The sequence below is a fragment of the Uliginosibacterium sangjuense genome (assembly GCF_059132465.1).
This window is the reverse complement of record NZ_CP101132.1, coordinates 1,131,361-1,145,844: the sequence shown is the minus strand read 5'-3', so window position 1 is coordinate 1,145,844 and position 14,484 is coordinate 1,131,361. Positions and strand designations below refer to the sequence as shown.

The following is a 14,484-nucleotide window of genomic DNA, read 5'->3' as shown; positions in this document are numbered from 1 at the left end:
ATGAAGAAATACTTCATCACCGGCCTGCTGGTGTGGGTACCGCTGGCCATCACGGTCTGGGTGCTGCAACTCATCATCGGCACGCTGGACCAGTCCTTGCTGCTCCTGCCGCCAGCCTGGCAGCCCAAGCAGCTCTTCGGCTTCCGCATCTGGGGCATAGGGGCGGTTCTGACCCTGCTGGTCGTACTGCTGACCGGCATGATTACGTCGAACTTCTTCGGCGCGCGCATCCTGCGACTGTGGGAAAGCGTGCTGAACCGCATCCCGGTCGTGAAGTCGATCTACTCCAGCGTCAAGCAGGTGTCGGACACGCTGCTGGGCCCTGGTGGGCAAGCTTTTCGCCAAGCCCTGCTGGTTCAATACCCGCGTCCAGGTAGCTGGACGATCGCCTTCCTGACTGGCCAGCCCAATGGCGAGGTCGCCAGTCACTTGCCCGGCGACTGCGTGAGCGTGTACGTCCCAACCACGCCCAACCCGACTTCCGGCTTCTTCCTGATGATGCCGCGCGCCGATGTGATCGAACTCGACATGTCGGTCGACGAAGCCCTGAAGTACATCATCTCGATGGGCGTCGTAGGCCCCGAAAACGGCAGGGCTTAAGCCTTGCGTCATTGAATTTGCTGGAAATTGCGGCAAACTAGCGCCCCATGAAAACTTTCAGCCCGGTCGCCCCTGCCTGCGGCCATCCTGATCTGCGGCGAAATTGAATGGGTTGAGCCACGCGATCCGATTGCGCTCAACCCCACCGCATCCAGCATTGCCCTGCCTCCGCGGCAGTCCAGAACCAAAAATCCGGAGAATTCCATGCGTACCACTTACAGCGGCCTTATTTCCGCCGCTCACCTCGACCAAGTTGTCACCCTGTTCGGCTGGGCCCACCGTCGTCGCGACCACGGCGGCGTGATCTTCATCGACCTACGTGACCGCGAAGGCCTGGTGCAGGTCGTGTGCGACCCGGACCGTGCCGCAACCTTTGCCATCGCCGAAGGCGTGCGCAACGAGTTCTGCCTGAAAGTGGTCGGCAAGGTGCGTCGTCGCCCCGAAGGCACGACCAACGCCAACCTGATCTCCGGCGAAATTGAAGTGCTCGCACACGAACTGGAAGTGCTGAACCCCTCGGTGACGCCCCCGTTCCAGCTCGACGACGAGAACCTGTCGGAAACCGTGCGTCTGACCAACCGTGTCATCGACCTGCGCCGCCCCGCGATGCAGAAGAACATGATGCTGCGCTACAAGACCGCACGCGCCTTCCGCCGCTTCCTGGATGACGCCGGCTTTGTCGACATCGAAACGCCGATGCTCACCAAGAGCACGCCCGAAGGCGCGCGCGACTACTTGGTGCCCAGCCGCGTGCATGACGGCCAGTTTTTCGCCCTGCCGCAGTCGCCGCAGCTCTTCAAACAGCTCTTGATGGTGGCCGGCTACGACCGCTACTACCAGATCACCAAGTGCTTCCGCGACGAAGACCTGCGCGCTGATCGCCAGCCTGAATTCACCCAGGTCGATATCGAAACCTCGTTCCTGACCGAGACCGAGATCACCGGGATCATGGAAAACCTGATCCGCTACGTCTTCAAGGACGCCATCGACGTCGATCTGCCTAACCCCTTCCCGCGCATCAGCTACCAGGAAGCCATGGCCCGCTATGGCTCCGACAAGCCCGACCTGCGCGTGACACTGGAACTGGTCGACGTCGCCGACGCGATGAAGGACGTGGCCTTCAAGGTCTTCTCGGGCGCTGCCAACGACCCGGGCTGCCGCGTCACCGCGCTGCGCATCCCGGGTGGCGCTTCGCTGTCGCGTGGCGAGATCGACGGCTACACCGAGTTCGTGAAGATCTACGGCGCCAAGGGTCTGGCCTACATCAAGGTCAATGACGTCACCAAGCTCAACGAAGAAGGCCTGCAGTCGCCCATCGTCAAGAACCTGTCCGAAGCTTCGCTGAAGACGGTGATGGAACGCACCGGCGCGCAATCCGGCGACCTGATTTTCTTCGGCGCCGACAAGGCCAAGATCGTCTCCGACGCACTCGGCGCGCTGCGCACGAAGATCGGCCACGAGAAAGGCCACGTCGATGGTCGCAAGTGGGCACCGGCCTGGGTAGTCGACTTCCCGATGTTCGACTACGACGAGGAAGACAAGCGCTGGGTCGCCTGTCACCACCCCTTCACCTCGCCCAAGGATGAACACCTCGAATTCCTCGAGACCGATCCGGGCAAGTGCCTCGCCAAGGCCTATGACCTCGCGCTTAACGGCTGGGAACTGGGCGGTGGCTCGGTGCGTATCCACCGCGCCGACGTGCAGGAGAAAGTGTTCAAGGCGCTGGGCATCGGCGAGGAAGAAGCGCAGCTGAAGTTCGGCTTCCTGCTCGACGCGCTGAAGTACGGCGCGCCGCCGCACGGTGGCCTGGCTTTCGGTCTGGACCGCATCGTCACCATGATGACCGGCGCAGAATCGATTCGCGACGTGATCGCCTTCCCCAAGACGCAACGTGCCCAGTGTCTGCTCACGCAGGCCCCGAGCCCGGTCGATGAGAAGCAACTGCGCGAACTGCACATCCGCCTGCGCAACCCGGTCAAGACCGAGGATGCCGCGGGTTGATCGTTCCGCCTCCCATGCTCAAAAAGGGCGAGCCGCGGCTCGCCCTTTTCTTGTCGGCGGGCTCATGAGAACAGCATAGAATCGAAGCTCGCCCCCAGGAGAGATTCATGACCGCCCCCCTACTACTCCACCCCCAATCACGCGACATCGGCTTCACCGTGCGCCGCCTGCTGCCCGCCATGCAGGCGCGCAGCGTCGGCCCTTTCGTGTTCCTCGACCACATGGGACCGGCAAGCTTCAAGGCGGGGACCACCGAGAATGACGTGCGACCACATCCGCACATCGGGCTGGCCACGGTGACCTACCTGTTCGCCGGCGCGATGATGCATCGCGACAGCCTGGGGGTCGTGCAGCGCATCGAACCGGGCGCGGTGAACTGGATGCGCGCGGGTCGTGGCGTAGTCCATTCCGAACGCATTCCGAAAGACATCCGCGCAGCCGGCACCGAGATCGAAGGCATCCAGATGTGGGTCGCGCTGCCGGCCGACCAGCAGGAAGCCGAGCCCGCATTCCATCATCATGCCGCCGACAGCCTGCCGCGCTGGCAGGAGGGCGGGGCTAGCTGGCACCTGCTGATTGGCAACTGGGGTTCGCGCAGTGCCCCCGTCGCGCAGCCCTCACCCACCTTCTACGTAGCCGGAGAGTTGAGCTCCGGCGCCGTCTTCCGCTTCCCCGAAACCGTCGCCGAGCGCGCCCTCTACGTCGTCAGCGGCGCCCTCATGCTGAATGGCGAAGCTGTCAGCGAAGGCACGCTGGCCGTGCTGCCGACGGACTGGCAGGGCGACATCGCGGCCCAGGCAAACAGCCGCGTCATGCTGCTGGGCGGCGCGCCGCTGGATGGTCCGCGCCACATGTGGTGGAACTTCGTCTCCACCTCGCGCGAGCGCATCGCCCAGGCTTACGAGGACTGGGAAGGCGGCCGCTTCCCGCCCGTGCCTGGCGAGACCGAGCGCATTCCGGCACCACCCTTCAAGCCCGCGTAGGGCGGAACTCCGAAGGAGGTTCCGCCAGCCGCCCAGAGGGCGGCATCGGCCTATGCGTCACGAAAATGGCGGAACCTCCTTCGGAGTTCCGCCCTACGTCACACCTCGCTCGCGCAGGTACACTCCCGCCACAATGTCCAAGCAGAACCGCTCCGCGCCGCCCGCGCTCGATCTTTCATCCGCGCCCCCGGTGGCGGCCCGCAAACCCAAACGCCTCACGGCGCATGGCCACACCCGCGAAGACGCCTACCATTGGCTGAACCGCCGCCGCGACCCGGCCGTGCTGGCGCATCTGCAGGCTGAGAACGCCTATGCCGAGACGGTCATGGCTCCACTCGCTGCGCTGCGCGAGACGCTCTATGCGGAGATGCTCGCGCGCATCGAGGAAGACGATCAGTCGGTGCCAGTGCGCTATGGCGCCTGGATGTACTACAGCCGCACCGTGCAGGGCCTGGCCTACCCGATCCATGCGCGCAAGCGGGTCGCGGACGACGGGCAGTGGGAGAGCGCTGCCGAGGAAGTGCTACTCGACGAGAACCGCGAGGCCGAGGGCAAACCGTTCTACGAGGTCGGTGATTTCGAAGTGAGCCCGGACGGCAGCTTGCTGGCCTGGGCAGAGGACACGCGCGGCAACCGCCAGTACCGCTTGCGCGTGCGCGATCTTGCGACAGGACGTGACCTGCGCCTGCGCCGCGAACGCATCACCAGCCTGGCCTGGGCCAACGACAACCGGACCCTGTTCTACACGGTGGAAGACGCAGTCACACAGCGCTCCTGGCAGCTGTGGCGCCACCACCTCGGCGAGCGCGAAGACGCATTGCTCTACACCGAGCGCGACGAGCGCTTCTCGGTCTCGCTGATGCGCACACGCAGCGACGGCTACCTCGTCCTCACCAGCGGCAGCCACACCACCAACGAGCTGCGCCTGCTGCCGGCGGATCAGCCCGATGGCCAGTGGCGCGTGTTCGCGCGTCGTCGCGCCGGCATCGAGTACGAACTGGATCACTATCGCGGCGAACTGGGCGACTTCCTGCTCCTGCGCGTGAACGACACCGGGCCGAACTTCCGCCTGTGCATCACGCAAGCAGACGACTGGAAGAAGGAAAGCTGGCGCGAGCTGATGCCGCACGACGACGAGGTGATCATCGAGGGCATCGACCTGTGGCGCGACTGGCAGGTGCTGAGCCTGCGGGTGCGCGGCCAGCAGACGCTGCGCGTCACCGTCCTGCGGGACAGCGCGACGGGCCAGGCGGGCGACACCCACGACATCCGCTTCGACGAGCCGGCGCACGCAGTCGAGATTGAAGACCTGCCAGCATGGGATTCGCCCTTCCTGCGCTACGAATTCGAGTCCTTCACCACGCCGGACTCCACCTTCAACTACGACCCGCTCGCCCGCCACGCCACGCTGGTCAAGCAGGCGCGCATCCTAGGCGGCTTCGACGCCAGCCGCTATACCAGTGCGCGCATCGAAGCCCTCACCGCCGATGGCACACGCATCCCGATTTCCCTGGTTCACCACCGCGCCACCCTGCTCGACGGCAGCGCACCGCTATGGCTGGAAGGCTACGGCGCCTACGGCATCCCCTCTGACCCCTGGTTCTCCAGCACCCGCCTGTCGCTGCTGGATCGCGGCTGGGTCTATGCCATCGCCCATGTGCGCGGTGGCGGCGAGCTGGGCCAGCGCTGGCACGATGGCGGGCGCCTCAAGGACAAACCCAACAGCTTCAGCGACTTCGTGGCCTGCGGCGAGGCCCTGGTCGCGGCAAGCTTTACGCGCGCCGGCCGGATACTCGCCAACGGCGGCAGCGCCGGCGGCCTGCTGGTGGCGGCCAGCCTGCACCTGAACCCTGCGCTGTTCGGTGCCGCCATCCTGGAAGTGCCTTTCGTCGATGTCGTCACCACCATGCTGGACCCCAGCCTGCCACTGACCGTGGGCGAATACGAGGAATGGGGCAATCCGCAGCGCGCGGCCGACTACCGCCGCCTGCTCGCCTGGTCCCCCTACGACACGCTGGACGCCCGGCTCTACCCGCCGGTGCTGATCGAGGCCGGCCTGCACGACAGCCAGGTCATGTATTGGGAACCAGCCAAGTATGTAGCCCGGCTACGTGAGCACAAAGCCACGCCCGCCCTGTTGGTCACCAATCTGGAAGCTGGCCATGGTGGCGCTTCCGGGCGCTACGCCGCGCTGCAAGAACGGGCGCGCCAGGTGGCTTTCGCGCTAGCTGCAATACCGCCAGAAGGGGCTTAAGCACGAGGCTCCATTAGGGCTTACCGCCCTCAAGATTGTTGGGTCTCGGCCGTATTCAAGACACGCCCCCCCCGTGCTAGCTGCCGCCATGCAATCCATTTCCGACCTGAGCATCCTGATCGTGGAGTCCAACTCCGCGATGCGCACGCAGTTGCGCAACATGGTCTCGCTGTGCGGCATAACCAAGGTCAGCCTGGCAGTCACAGCCGGAGTGGCGATCAGAAAGCTCAGGGAGATGAACTTCGACATCATCCTGTGCGAATACCACCTGGGCGAAGGCCAGGATGGTCAGCACCTGCTGGAAGACTTGCGCCAGCACCACCTGATCCCGCTTGCCACGGTATTCCTGATGGTCACCGGAGAGAGCCTGTACGACAAGGTCGTCAGCACCGCCGAGCTGGCGCCGAACGACTACATCCTCAAGCCTTTCTCTTCTGACAAACTGCTTGAACGACTGCTGAAGACGCTGCAAAAGCGCGATGCATTCCTGCCAACCTATCGCCATATCGAGGCGGGCTCGCTCAGCGACGCCATTCAGTCGGCAGCCGACGGCGAGAAGGCTTACCCGCAATACATCATCGACTTCAAGCGCCTGCGCGCCGAGCTGCTGATCACGGCCGGCGAGGCCGAGGCGGCCCAGCAGCTCTACCAGGAGGTGCTGGCCCTTAAAGCCGTACCCTGGGCCAAGCTCGGCCTGGCCAAGACGATGTTCATGCTCAAGCAGTACGAGAACGCGGAGAAACAGCTCGAATCCCTGGTGGATGAGAACGCCGCCTTCATGGACGCTTACGACTGGCTGGCCAAAACGCGCGAGGCCGCCGGCAAACTGGTGGAGGCGCAGGAAATCCTGCAGGACGCGGTGAAGGTTTCGCCCCACACGGTGCGTCGCCTGCGCAAGCTGGGCGAGGTTGCCAACGAACTGGGCGACCACGACACTGCGATCAAGACCATGTCCGAGGTCGTCCGCAAGGGCAAGTATTCCGACTTCCGCGAACCCGAAGACCATGTGCTGCTGGTCAAGGCACAACTGGGCAAGGGCGACGTGGATGCCGCCAACGCCACCGTGCGCGACCTCGAACGCAACATGGACGGTGAGCCGAAGACGGCCCTGTGCAAGGCCGTCACCGAGGCCATGGTGGCGACCAAGCTGGGCGACACCGAGCGCGCCCAGAAGGCGCTCGATGCGGCCATGCAGCACAACGACCCGCGCCTGGGCGCCTCGCTGCAACTGAAGAAGGACCTGGCCCGCATCTGCATCGAGAATGAGCGCGACGAACAGGCCGCCGAGGTGATCATGGACGTCATGCGTCACGCCGCCAACGACGCCGAAGTCGACCGCATCAAGGGCGTGCTGGTGGAGCTGGGGCGGCCGGAACTGGCCGAGAACCTAGCCACGCGCATCCGCGTGGAGGTCAAAGAAATCATGAGCGAGGGTGCCCAGCTCGCCCAAAGCGGCGACTACGAAGGCGCCGTGCGCCAGATGATGCAGGCAGTGCACAAGTTGCCCGGCAACACCCACGTACTGTTCAACGCCGCGCTGGCCCTGCTCAAGAGCCTGGAGCACGAGGGCTGGAACGAGAAGTACGCCTCCCACGCGCGCGACTACATCGAACGCGTGCGCAAGCAGGAGCCCAGCAACGAGCGCCTGGCCGCCCTCAACGGTTACTACCAGAACCTCCACAAAAAGCATCAGCTCAGCAAGCAGCAAGCGATGGCCCGCAAAGCGGGCTAAGATCCCGCCACCTGCCATCTCTGCCTGCCCTATGCGACCGACCCCCACCCGGTGGGCCTCGCCGATTCAGCTCTGGCGCCTGCTGCTTCCCCTGTTATGTCTGCTCCTGACAAGCCTCAACGCGCCTGGCGTGCTGGCGCGGGACGAAGCCGCCAGCCGCATCCCGCTGGTCAGCCTGGCCAAGCTGCCCCCCGAAGCCAGCACCACCCTGCGCCTGATTGAGCGTGGCGGGCCCTTTCCCTATCGCCGCGACGGCATCACCTTCCAGAACCGGGAGCGCCGCCTGCCGCTCCAGCCCAAGGGCTATTACCGCGAGTACACCGTGCCCACCCCGGGCTCGCCCGACCGCGGCGCACGCCGCATCGTGGCCGGCAGCGCACGCGAGTACTACTACACCGACGACCACTACCGCAGCTTCAAGCGCATCCAGCAGCCATGACGCCCACTCAGCCCACCGCCTTCCCGACCCTCCTGCGGGACGCCCGCGCCGCCGGCCTGGTCGCCCTCGCGCCCGGGCAGGCGCCTGCCCTGCAGGCAGCGGCGCAGCAGTTGCGCTTCCGCATCTGGCAGGTCGCGCTGGCCGAGGCGCCGGACGAAGCCGCGCTGATGCGCCTGTTCGGCCAGCAACTGGGCCTGCCGGACTGGTTTGGCCACAACCGCGACGCCTTGGCCGATTGCCTGCTCGATCTGTCGTGGAGCGAAGCGCCGGGCTACCTGCTCCTGCTCAGCGGCTTCACCGCCTTCGCTGCGCGCGCCCCCGAAGCCGCGCAGGTCCTGCTCGACATCCTGGCCGATGCGGCCTCCGCCTGGGCCGACGACGACATCCCGTTCTGGGTCGTCTTCGACGCCGACGCCCCGGCCGGCCTGCCCACACTCGCCGGCGCGGCATGAGCCACAAGAAGCCGGTGTCGGTGCTGGTGCTGTTACATACCCCGGCGCTGGACGTCCTGCTGATCGAACGCGCCCGCCACCCCGGCTACTGGCAGTCCGTCACCGGCAGCCAGGAAGGGGACGAGCCGCTGATCCAGACGGCCTGCCGCGAACTGGCCGAAGAAACCGGGCTCATCGCCACGCCCGCGCAACTGCAGGACTGGCATCTCATCAACCGCTTCGAGATCCTCGCCCAGTGGCGCGAGCGCTACGCCCCCGGCGTGACCCACAACCTGGAGCATGTGTTCAGCCTGTGCGTCCCCGCGCCGGTGGCGGTCCGCCTGGCGCCCGACGAGCATCGCGCCCAGCGCTGGCTGCCCTGGCGCGAGGCTGCCGCGGCCTGCTTCTCCTGGACCAACCAGGACGCCATCCGCTTGCTGCCCCTGCGCCTGCAGAGCCGCCCAACCTCTTGAGTCGCAGCCGCCCCGCCCCCATCTAGAGGGTGTGGGAGGGCATCCCGCCCTCCATCGAGAAAGGAGGGCATCATGGCCAACATCGTTCGCTCCGATCCCTTCGAGGATCTGTTCCGCGGCTTCTTCGTACGCCCGGTCGAGTTTGGCAACGTGGCCGGCATGGAAGCGCCGAGCATGCGCGTCGATGTACGCGAACAAGCCGAAGCCTACGTCGTGCATGCCGAACTGCCCGGCATGAAGAAGGAAGACATCGAGGTGCGGGTGGACGGCAGCCTGCTCACCATCGCCGCCGAGCGCAAGATGGAGCGTGAGGTCAAGGAAGGCGAGCGCGTGCTGCGCACCGAACGCAGTTTCGGCAAGGTCTCGCGCAGCTTCGAGCTGGGCAGCCTGCTTGACGACGAGCACGCCCGCGCCAGCTTCACTGACGGCGTACTGGAACTGACCCTGCCCAAGAAGGCCGGACCGCAAGCCAAGCGGCTTGCCATCTCATGAATCCCCTTGTCGCGGTACGACAGCCGGGTGCAAGCCCGGCTTTTTCTTTCATCCCGGCGCGCTAGAATGCGCGGCTACGCGTCGATCGACGCCCCTCCCCCGTCCACCCGAATCACGAGTCCCGCCATGCCCGCCGAATTGCAAAGCCTCAGCCCCGTCCTCAAGGCCGAAGTCCTTGCCGAAGCCCTGCCCTACATCAAGCGCTTCTTCGACAAGACCATCGTCATCAAGTACGGCGGCAACGCGATGACCGACCCCAAGCTGCAGGACTGCTTCGCGCGTGACGTAGTGCTGCTCAAGCTGGTCGGCATGAACCCGGTGGTGGTACACGGCGGCGGCCCGCAGATCGACGACCTGCTCAAGCGCGTCGGCAAGCAGGGCCAATTCATCCAGGGCATGCGGGTGACCGACGAAGAGACCATGGACATCGTCGAGATGGTGCTCGGCGGCCAGGTCAATAAGGACATCGTCAACCTCATCAACAAGCACGGTGGCAAGGCCGTGGGCCTGACCGGCGCCGACGGCGCCTTCATCCGCGCCAAGAAACTGATGATGCCCAACAAGGACAACCCGGACGAAATGCTGGACATCGGGCAGGTCGGGGAGATCACCCAGATCGACCCGTCGATCATCACCTTCCTTGACTCCGGCGACTTCATCCCGGTCATCGCGCCTATCGGCGTGGGCTCTGGCGGCGAAACCTACAACATCAACGCCGACCTGGTGGCTGGCAAGCTGGCCGAGATCCTCAAGGCGGAAAAGCTCGTGCTGCTGACCAACACGCCTGGCGTCCTCGACAAACAAGGCAACCTGCTGACCGGGCTGACCCCGACGAAGATCGACGAACTGGTGGCCGACGGCACCCTGTCAGGCGGCATGCTGCCCAAGATCAGCTCAGCGCTGGATGCCGCGCGCAACGGCGTGCGCTCGGTGCACATCATCGACGGCCGAGTGGAACACTGCCTGCTGCTCGAAGTGCTCACGCATCACGGCGTGGGCACCATGATCAAGAGTCACTGAGACTGGGCGGCCGGGGCGCTCGCCGCGGCGGGCGCCGAGGCCGCCTCTTCCGGCACCGGTGGCGGCTCGGTCCACTTGCCTTCGCGCATCAGCGCATTCTTCAGCCCCGGCAAGGGAAAACCACCCGCATACGCCTTGTGGGCGAAAACCAGCGCGCGGTCATACTGCTTGAGCTGCAGGTAGGCCAGGCCCAGGTTGTAATTGGTGTTCGGGTTGGTGTCGTCGAGGCTGGCGGCCATCTCCAGGTTTTCCTTTGCCTTGGCCGTGTCGCCCATCTTCAGCAGGTGGATGCCGTACAAGGTGTAGGGAATCGGGTCGTCCGCCTGGAACTCGATCGCATGCTCGAAGTAGCAGCGCAAGGGCGCTTTCGCGCCCTGCGGAATAGCCATCTTGTTGCGTTCGAACAATCGCATCATCGACATCAGCGCGCGCGGATGGTTGGGAAATGCACGCAGCGTGTACTCGATGTCTCCGGCCAGATAGCCGCGGTGACCGCGGATCAGATTCTCCACCATCGGCAGGAAGTGGGCGCCCTCCACCAGAACCTTCTGCTCCTGCGTCGCGGTACGGTAATCGAACGGACCAAAGCCGTGCGTCAGGATCGGGCACCCCACCATGTTCTGGGCCAGAGCGAAGCTTGGTGCGCTCAGCGCCCAAGCCAGGACCACCGTACGCACACTCCACTCAAGCGGAAACCGCATGCTCCCCCCTCGCCAAGAATTGCCGCGTCAGCCACTCTTTGGTCGCCAGTTCCACATCCTGGCGCCAAACCTGGCTCGAAAAAGTATGATCGGCTGCGGCGAAACGCACGCAGTCGACCTGCTGGGAAACTAGGAGTTGCGACCACACGGCAGACTGCACCATCGCCGCCTCGAACTCGGCAGCCACGAAATCCCGTCCGGACAGCAGCACCAGCACCGGCCGGCCGGCCCGCCGCAAGCTCTCGGGCAGACGCTGCGCGAGCGGACGTGAAGCATCCTCATGTTCGGCCCGCTCTGTATGTGGCGCCGTGGCGCGCGCCCGCCTGAGCATGTCCCACAGCCCGCCCAAGGCACGCCGCGGATCAAGGCGGCCGGACAGCAGCTTGCGCCAGAAGGCTGGATCAACGATGCGCTGCAGGTAGTAGTGCTTGAGCATGGTCTGCGCTTCGCCGGCTTCGCTACGCACCCAGGGATTCAGCAAGACCAGCCCGGCCACCCGCGCGTCATGCGCGGCATGGAAGGCCGCCGCCGTCGCGCCATCGCACAAGCCCCACAACACGACACGCTTGACCGTGGGGCAAGCCGCCTGGAACTGCGCGATGGCCGCCCCGATATCGTCGGAGACTTCGAGGTAGGAACGCATCGGCCCGCTGCTGTCCCCCATGCCGCGGAAATCGAAGCGCAGGGTCGGCACGCCGGCCTGCGCCAGGGCGCGCGACAACAACAGGAACTGGCGATGGCTCCCGACCCGGTATTGCGGCCCACCGACCACAATCAGCACGCCAAGATCGTGCGACGGCGACACGGCGGGCTCGGCCACGAGCGCCACCAGTTGCTCCGTGTACAGGCCAAAGCTGAAGGCGCGCTCCACCAGGCTCATGCCACGCACTCCTGCGCGTGCACTGCAAGCATCCGCAGGCTCGCCTCCACCAGGGCCGGCACTTCGGCGATCTCCAGCGTCTGCCAGAAGGACGGGCCCGCCATAGCCTGCGTCTGCACCGCATGCCCCTGCGCCCGGAGCGCCTCCACACGCTGGCGCGAGGCCGGCAGCAAATCGGGTTCCTCGCGCGCCGACACTTCCAGCCATGCAATCGGCATGGCCGCCAGCGGTTCCAGCGTGGTCGCTTCCAGCCCGGCCGCCAGAGCCGGCGACAAGGCATAGCCACCGACTTCCACCTGCCGGCCAGCAGCAAGTTCCGCACGCAGTTGTTTGGTGTCGATGCCGTTGTCGGCGCCGGCAAGGGATTCGCTCGCCAGCTTGAGGCGCAGGAACTGGGTGAGGAACTGCTTGCCCGAGACCACCGGCTGCCACAGCAGCAGCCCATCGCCGCCCGCCTCGCGGCTGGCCGCGCCAGCCAGCAGGGCACCGCTGCGCAGGCCCCACCACACCCAGGGCAGGTGGGTGCCGACATCACTCAGGGCTGCGCGAGACCAGGCCGCATCCTGCACCCAGGCGGACCAGGCGGCGTCGCCGAAATCCCCGGCGCTGTCGCCGGTCCCCAAGGGGTCGACGATCAGCACCTGCCACCCCGCTCCGGCCATGGCCCAAGCGGCATGCGCGACCATGTGGCGCGCCTTGTTCATCTCTTCCGCGAAGGCAGGCAGATGGCACACATAACCACAGGGCGCGCCGTCAGGCAGGACCCGCAGGCAAAACAGGCGGCCAGAAGGAGCGTCGATGAAATCAGGTTGCAGGCGCGGCACGCGTGCCCCGCAGTCAGGCGAGCTTGCCTTCGACGAAGCGCACCAGGCTGCCGAAGGTCTGGAAGGTCGCGCCGTCGATATCGTCGTCGCTGACCTCGAAACCGAAGTGTTCCTCGAGCGAGGTGATCACCGCGACGACCGCCATTGAATCCAGTTCCGGGATGCTCCCCAGCAGTGGGCTGTCGTCACCCAGCGCCTTGGCGCGCGCGCCCAGGTTGAGTACCGAATCCAGAACTGCTGCAGTCTCTTGCCGAATGTCCAAAATGAAACCCCTCAAAAGCGCAAAACCCTAACACGAATGCCGCTGCAAGCGTAAGCAGCCCGCGCCCTGCCCGTTAGGTCGGGCACGAACCCGGGCATTTTTCCTGCGTGGTGTAATAGTGGGCATGCAGCATGCGTGCCCGCATGACACAGTGAGCGCCGCCCTTAACCTCATGACATCCGGCTCGCCCTCCAGCCCACGACCAGCCCCATGTCCACCCTGACCCTCGCCGCCACGATCCCGCGCCTGCCCAGCCTTGGCTGGCACGCCCTGCACAGCGAACGCACCCTCTCCCTGCCTTCGGTACTGGACCAGCCCCGGCGCCTGCTGACGACCAGCGGACGCGCCGCCATCGCCCTGGCCTTGCGCTGTCTGCGGATCGGCCCCGGCGACCGCGTCCTGGTGCCCACCTACCACTGCCCCACAATGATCGCGCCGATCACCGCCTGCGGCGCGCAACCGGTGTTCTTTCCCATCACCGCCGAAGGCGATGCCGATATCAGCTGGCTGGAGGCCGCCGACCTGAGCGGGATCCGCGCCATCATCGCCGCGCACTACTTCGGCCTGCCCCTCCATTTCGCCACGCTACGTGCCTTCTGCGATGCACGCGGCATCGCGTTGATCGAAGATTGCGCGCACGCCCTGTTCGGTCGCTGCGATGGCGTGGCCATCGGCACCTGGGGCGACCTCGCCATCGCCAGCCTGACCAAGTTCCTGCCGGTACAGGATTGCGGCCTGCTGGTGTCGAACCGACCCGAGTTGCCGGCGCTGCGTGGCCCGGCGCGCGGCTGGGGCAAGGAGATGCGGACCTTGCTGGACATGCTGGAGATCGGCAGCCAGCATGGCGGCTTCCCGCCCTTCGGCCCGCTCCTGAACGGCGCGTTCCGGCTCAAGCGCCATCTCCGCCAGACCCCTTTGACGACGGCAACCGAAACCCTGGAAGCCCCGCCCGAGAACATCCAGTGGCTGGACGCTGAACTCGTCGACACGCCGCCGACGCAGGTCAATGTACTGGCTATCCGCGCCACCCTGCGCGACAGTGTGATCCAGCGACGCCGCGCCAACTTCCAGCGCCTGTTGCAACTGCTGGGCGACCTGCCCGGCGCCACGCCTCTGGTCTCCAGCCTGCCGGCCGACTGCGCGCCCTACGTCTTCCCCCTCCTCAGCGAACGCCCGGACGAACGCTACCGCTTCCTGCGCGCCAGCGGCCTGCCCCTGTTCCGCTGGGACTGGCTGTGGCCTGACACCCCCACGCTACCTGGCGATGCCGGCGTAAGCTGGGCACGCAAGGTGTTCCAGCTCCCCTGCCACCAGGACCTGCGCGAACACGATCTGCTCTGCATCGCCGACACGCTGCGCGCAGCCTGCCGCGAATATCCGACGGAGTGAGGG

At 65.8% G+C, this 14,484-nt stretch carries 15 protein-coding genes; 11 read left to right on the top strand and 4 right to left on the bottom strand.

The genetic code is table 11. From position 1 onward, the window contains the following. The 10 genes from NMB43_RS05235 (at position 1) to argB (ending at position 10,425) form a co-directional block, all read left to right on the top strand. Positions 1-600, top strand: a complete 600-nt coding sequence (locus NMB43_RS05235; RefSeq protein ID WP_494351100.1) for a DUF502 domain-containing protein — start codon at positions 1-3, stop codon at positions 598-600. 204 nt (positions 601-804) lie between these two features. Then, the gene (aspS, locus tag NMB43_RS05230; RefSeq protein ID WP_494351099.1) at positions 805-2,601 is read left to right on the top strand and encodes an aspartate--tRNA ligase; all 1,797 of its coding nucleotides are present in this window, start codon (positions 805-807) and stop codon (positions 2,599-2,601) included. Between the two features lie 107 nt (positions 2,602-2,708). Next, complete coding sequence (locus tag NMB43_RS05225) at positions 2,709-3,584, top strand: pirin family protein (RefSeq protein WP_494351098.1); 876 nt, start codon at positions 2,709-2,711, stop codon at positions 3,582-3,584. A 133-nt stretch (positions 3,585-3,717) separates the two neighbouring features. After that, positions 3,718-5,838 (top strand): S9 family peptidase, encoded by a 2,121-nt coding sequence (locus NMB43_RS05220; RefSeq protein ID WP_494351097.1) that lies wholly within the window; start codon positions 3,718-3,720, stop codon positions 5,836-5,838. 88 nt (positions 5,839-5,926) lie between these two features. Beyond that, entirely contained in the window at positions 5,927-7,570 is a 1,644-nt protein-coding gene (locus NMB43_RS05215) for a response regulator (RefSeq protein ID WP_494351096.1), read from the top strand. Positions 7,571-7,700: 130 nt separating this feature from the next. Further along, entirely contained in the window at positions 7,701-8,009 is a 309-nt protein-coding gene (locus NMB43_RS05210) for a guanyl-specific ribonuclease (RefSeq protein ID WP_494351095.1), read from the top strand. Continuing rightward, positions 8,006-8,461: a barstar family protein gene (locus tag NMB43_RS05205; RefSeq protein ID WP_494351094.1), complete on the top strand. Its 456-nt coding sequence runs from the start codon at positions 8,006-8,008 to the stop codon at positions 8,459-8,461. Before NMB43_RS05210 ends, NMB43_RS05205 begins: the two co-directional genes overlap by 4 nt. Then, positions 8,458-8,913 (top strand): dihydroneopterin triphosphate diphosphatase, encoded by a 456-nt coding sequence (gene nudB, locus NMB43_RS05200; RefSeq protein WP_494351093.1) that lies wholly within the window; start codon positions 8,458-8,460, stop codon positions 8,911-8,913. The genes NMB43_RS05205 and nudB overlap by 4 nt, the downstream gene beginning before the upstream one ends. Before the next feature lie 72 nt (positions 8,914-8,985). After that, on the top strand, positions 8,986-9,405 hold the full coding sequence (locus NMB43_RS05195; RefSeq protein ID WP_494351092.1) for an Hsp20/alpha crystallin family protein: 420 nt from the start codon (positions 8,986-8,988) through the stop codon (positions 9,403-9,405). A gap of 126 nt (positions 9,406-9,531) precedes the next feature. Continuing rightward, positions 9,532-10,425, top strand: a complete 894-nt coding sequence (argB, locus tag NMB43_RS05190; protein WP_494351091.1) for an acetylglutamate kinase — start codon at positions 9,532-9,534, stop codon at positions 10,423-10,425. On the opposite strand, the gene NMB43_RS05185 is transcribed toward argB, so the two are convergent. From NMB43_RS05185 to NMB43_RS05170, 4 genes are read right to left on the bottom strand one after another with little or no spacing between them, the layout of a single operon-like run. Continuing rightward, positions 10,419-11,126, bottom strand: coding sequence for a tetratricopeptide repeat protein (locus tag NMB43_RS05185; RefSeq protein ID WP_494351090.1), 708 nt, complete (start codon positions 11,124-11,126; stop codon positions 10,419-10,421). The genes argB and NMB43_RS05185 overlap by 7 nt on opposite strands. After that, on the bottom strand, positions 11,110-12,006 hold the full coding sequence (locus NMB43_RS05180) for a hydrolase 1, exosortase A system-associated (protein WP_494351089.1): 897 nt from the start codon (positions 12,004-12,006) through the stop codon (positions 11,110-11,112). The genes NMB43_RS05185 and NMB43_RS05180 overlap by 17 nt, the downstream gene beginning before the upstream one ends. Further along, on the bottom strand, positions 12,003-12,830 hold the full coding sequence (locus NMB43_RS05175) for a hydrolase 2, exosortase A system-associated (protein WP_494351088.1): 828 nt from the start codon (positions 12,828-12,830) through the stop codon (positions 12,003-12,005). Before NMB43_RS05175 ends, NMB43_RS05180 begins: the two co-directional genes overlap by 4 nt. Before the next feature lie 13 nt (positions 12,831-12,843). Then, positions 12,844-13,092 carry an acyl carrier protein gene (locus NMB43_RS05170; RefSeq protein WP_494351087.1) on the bottom strand — a complete coding sequence of 83 codons (249 nt, stop codon included), beginning with the start codon at positions 13,090-13,092 and terminating at the stop codon, positions 12,844-12,846. Between the two features lie 210 nt (positions 13,093-13,302). On the opposite strand from NMB43_RS05170, the gene NMB43_RS05165 reads away from it, so the two are divergent. After that, positions 13,303-14,481, top strand: coding sequence for a DegT/DnrJ/EryC1/StrS family aminotransferase (locus NMB43_RS05165; protein ID WP_494351086.1), 1,179 nt, complete (start codon positions 13,303-13,305; stop codon positions 14,479-14,481). Positions 14,482-14,484: the final 3 nt, after the last annotated feature.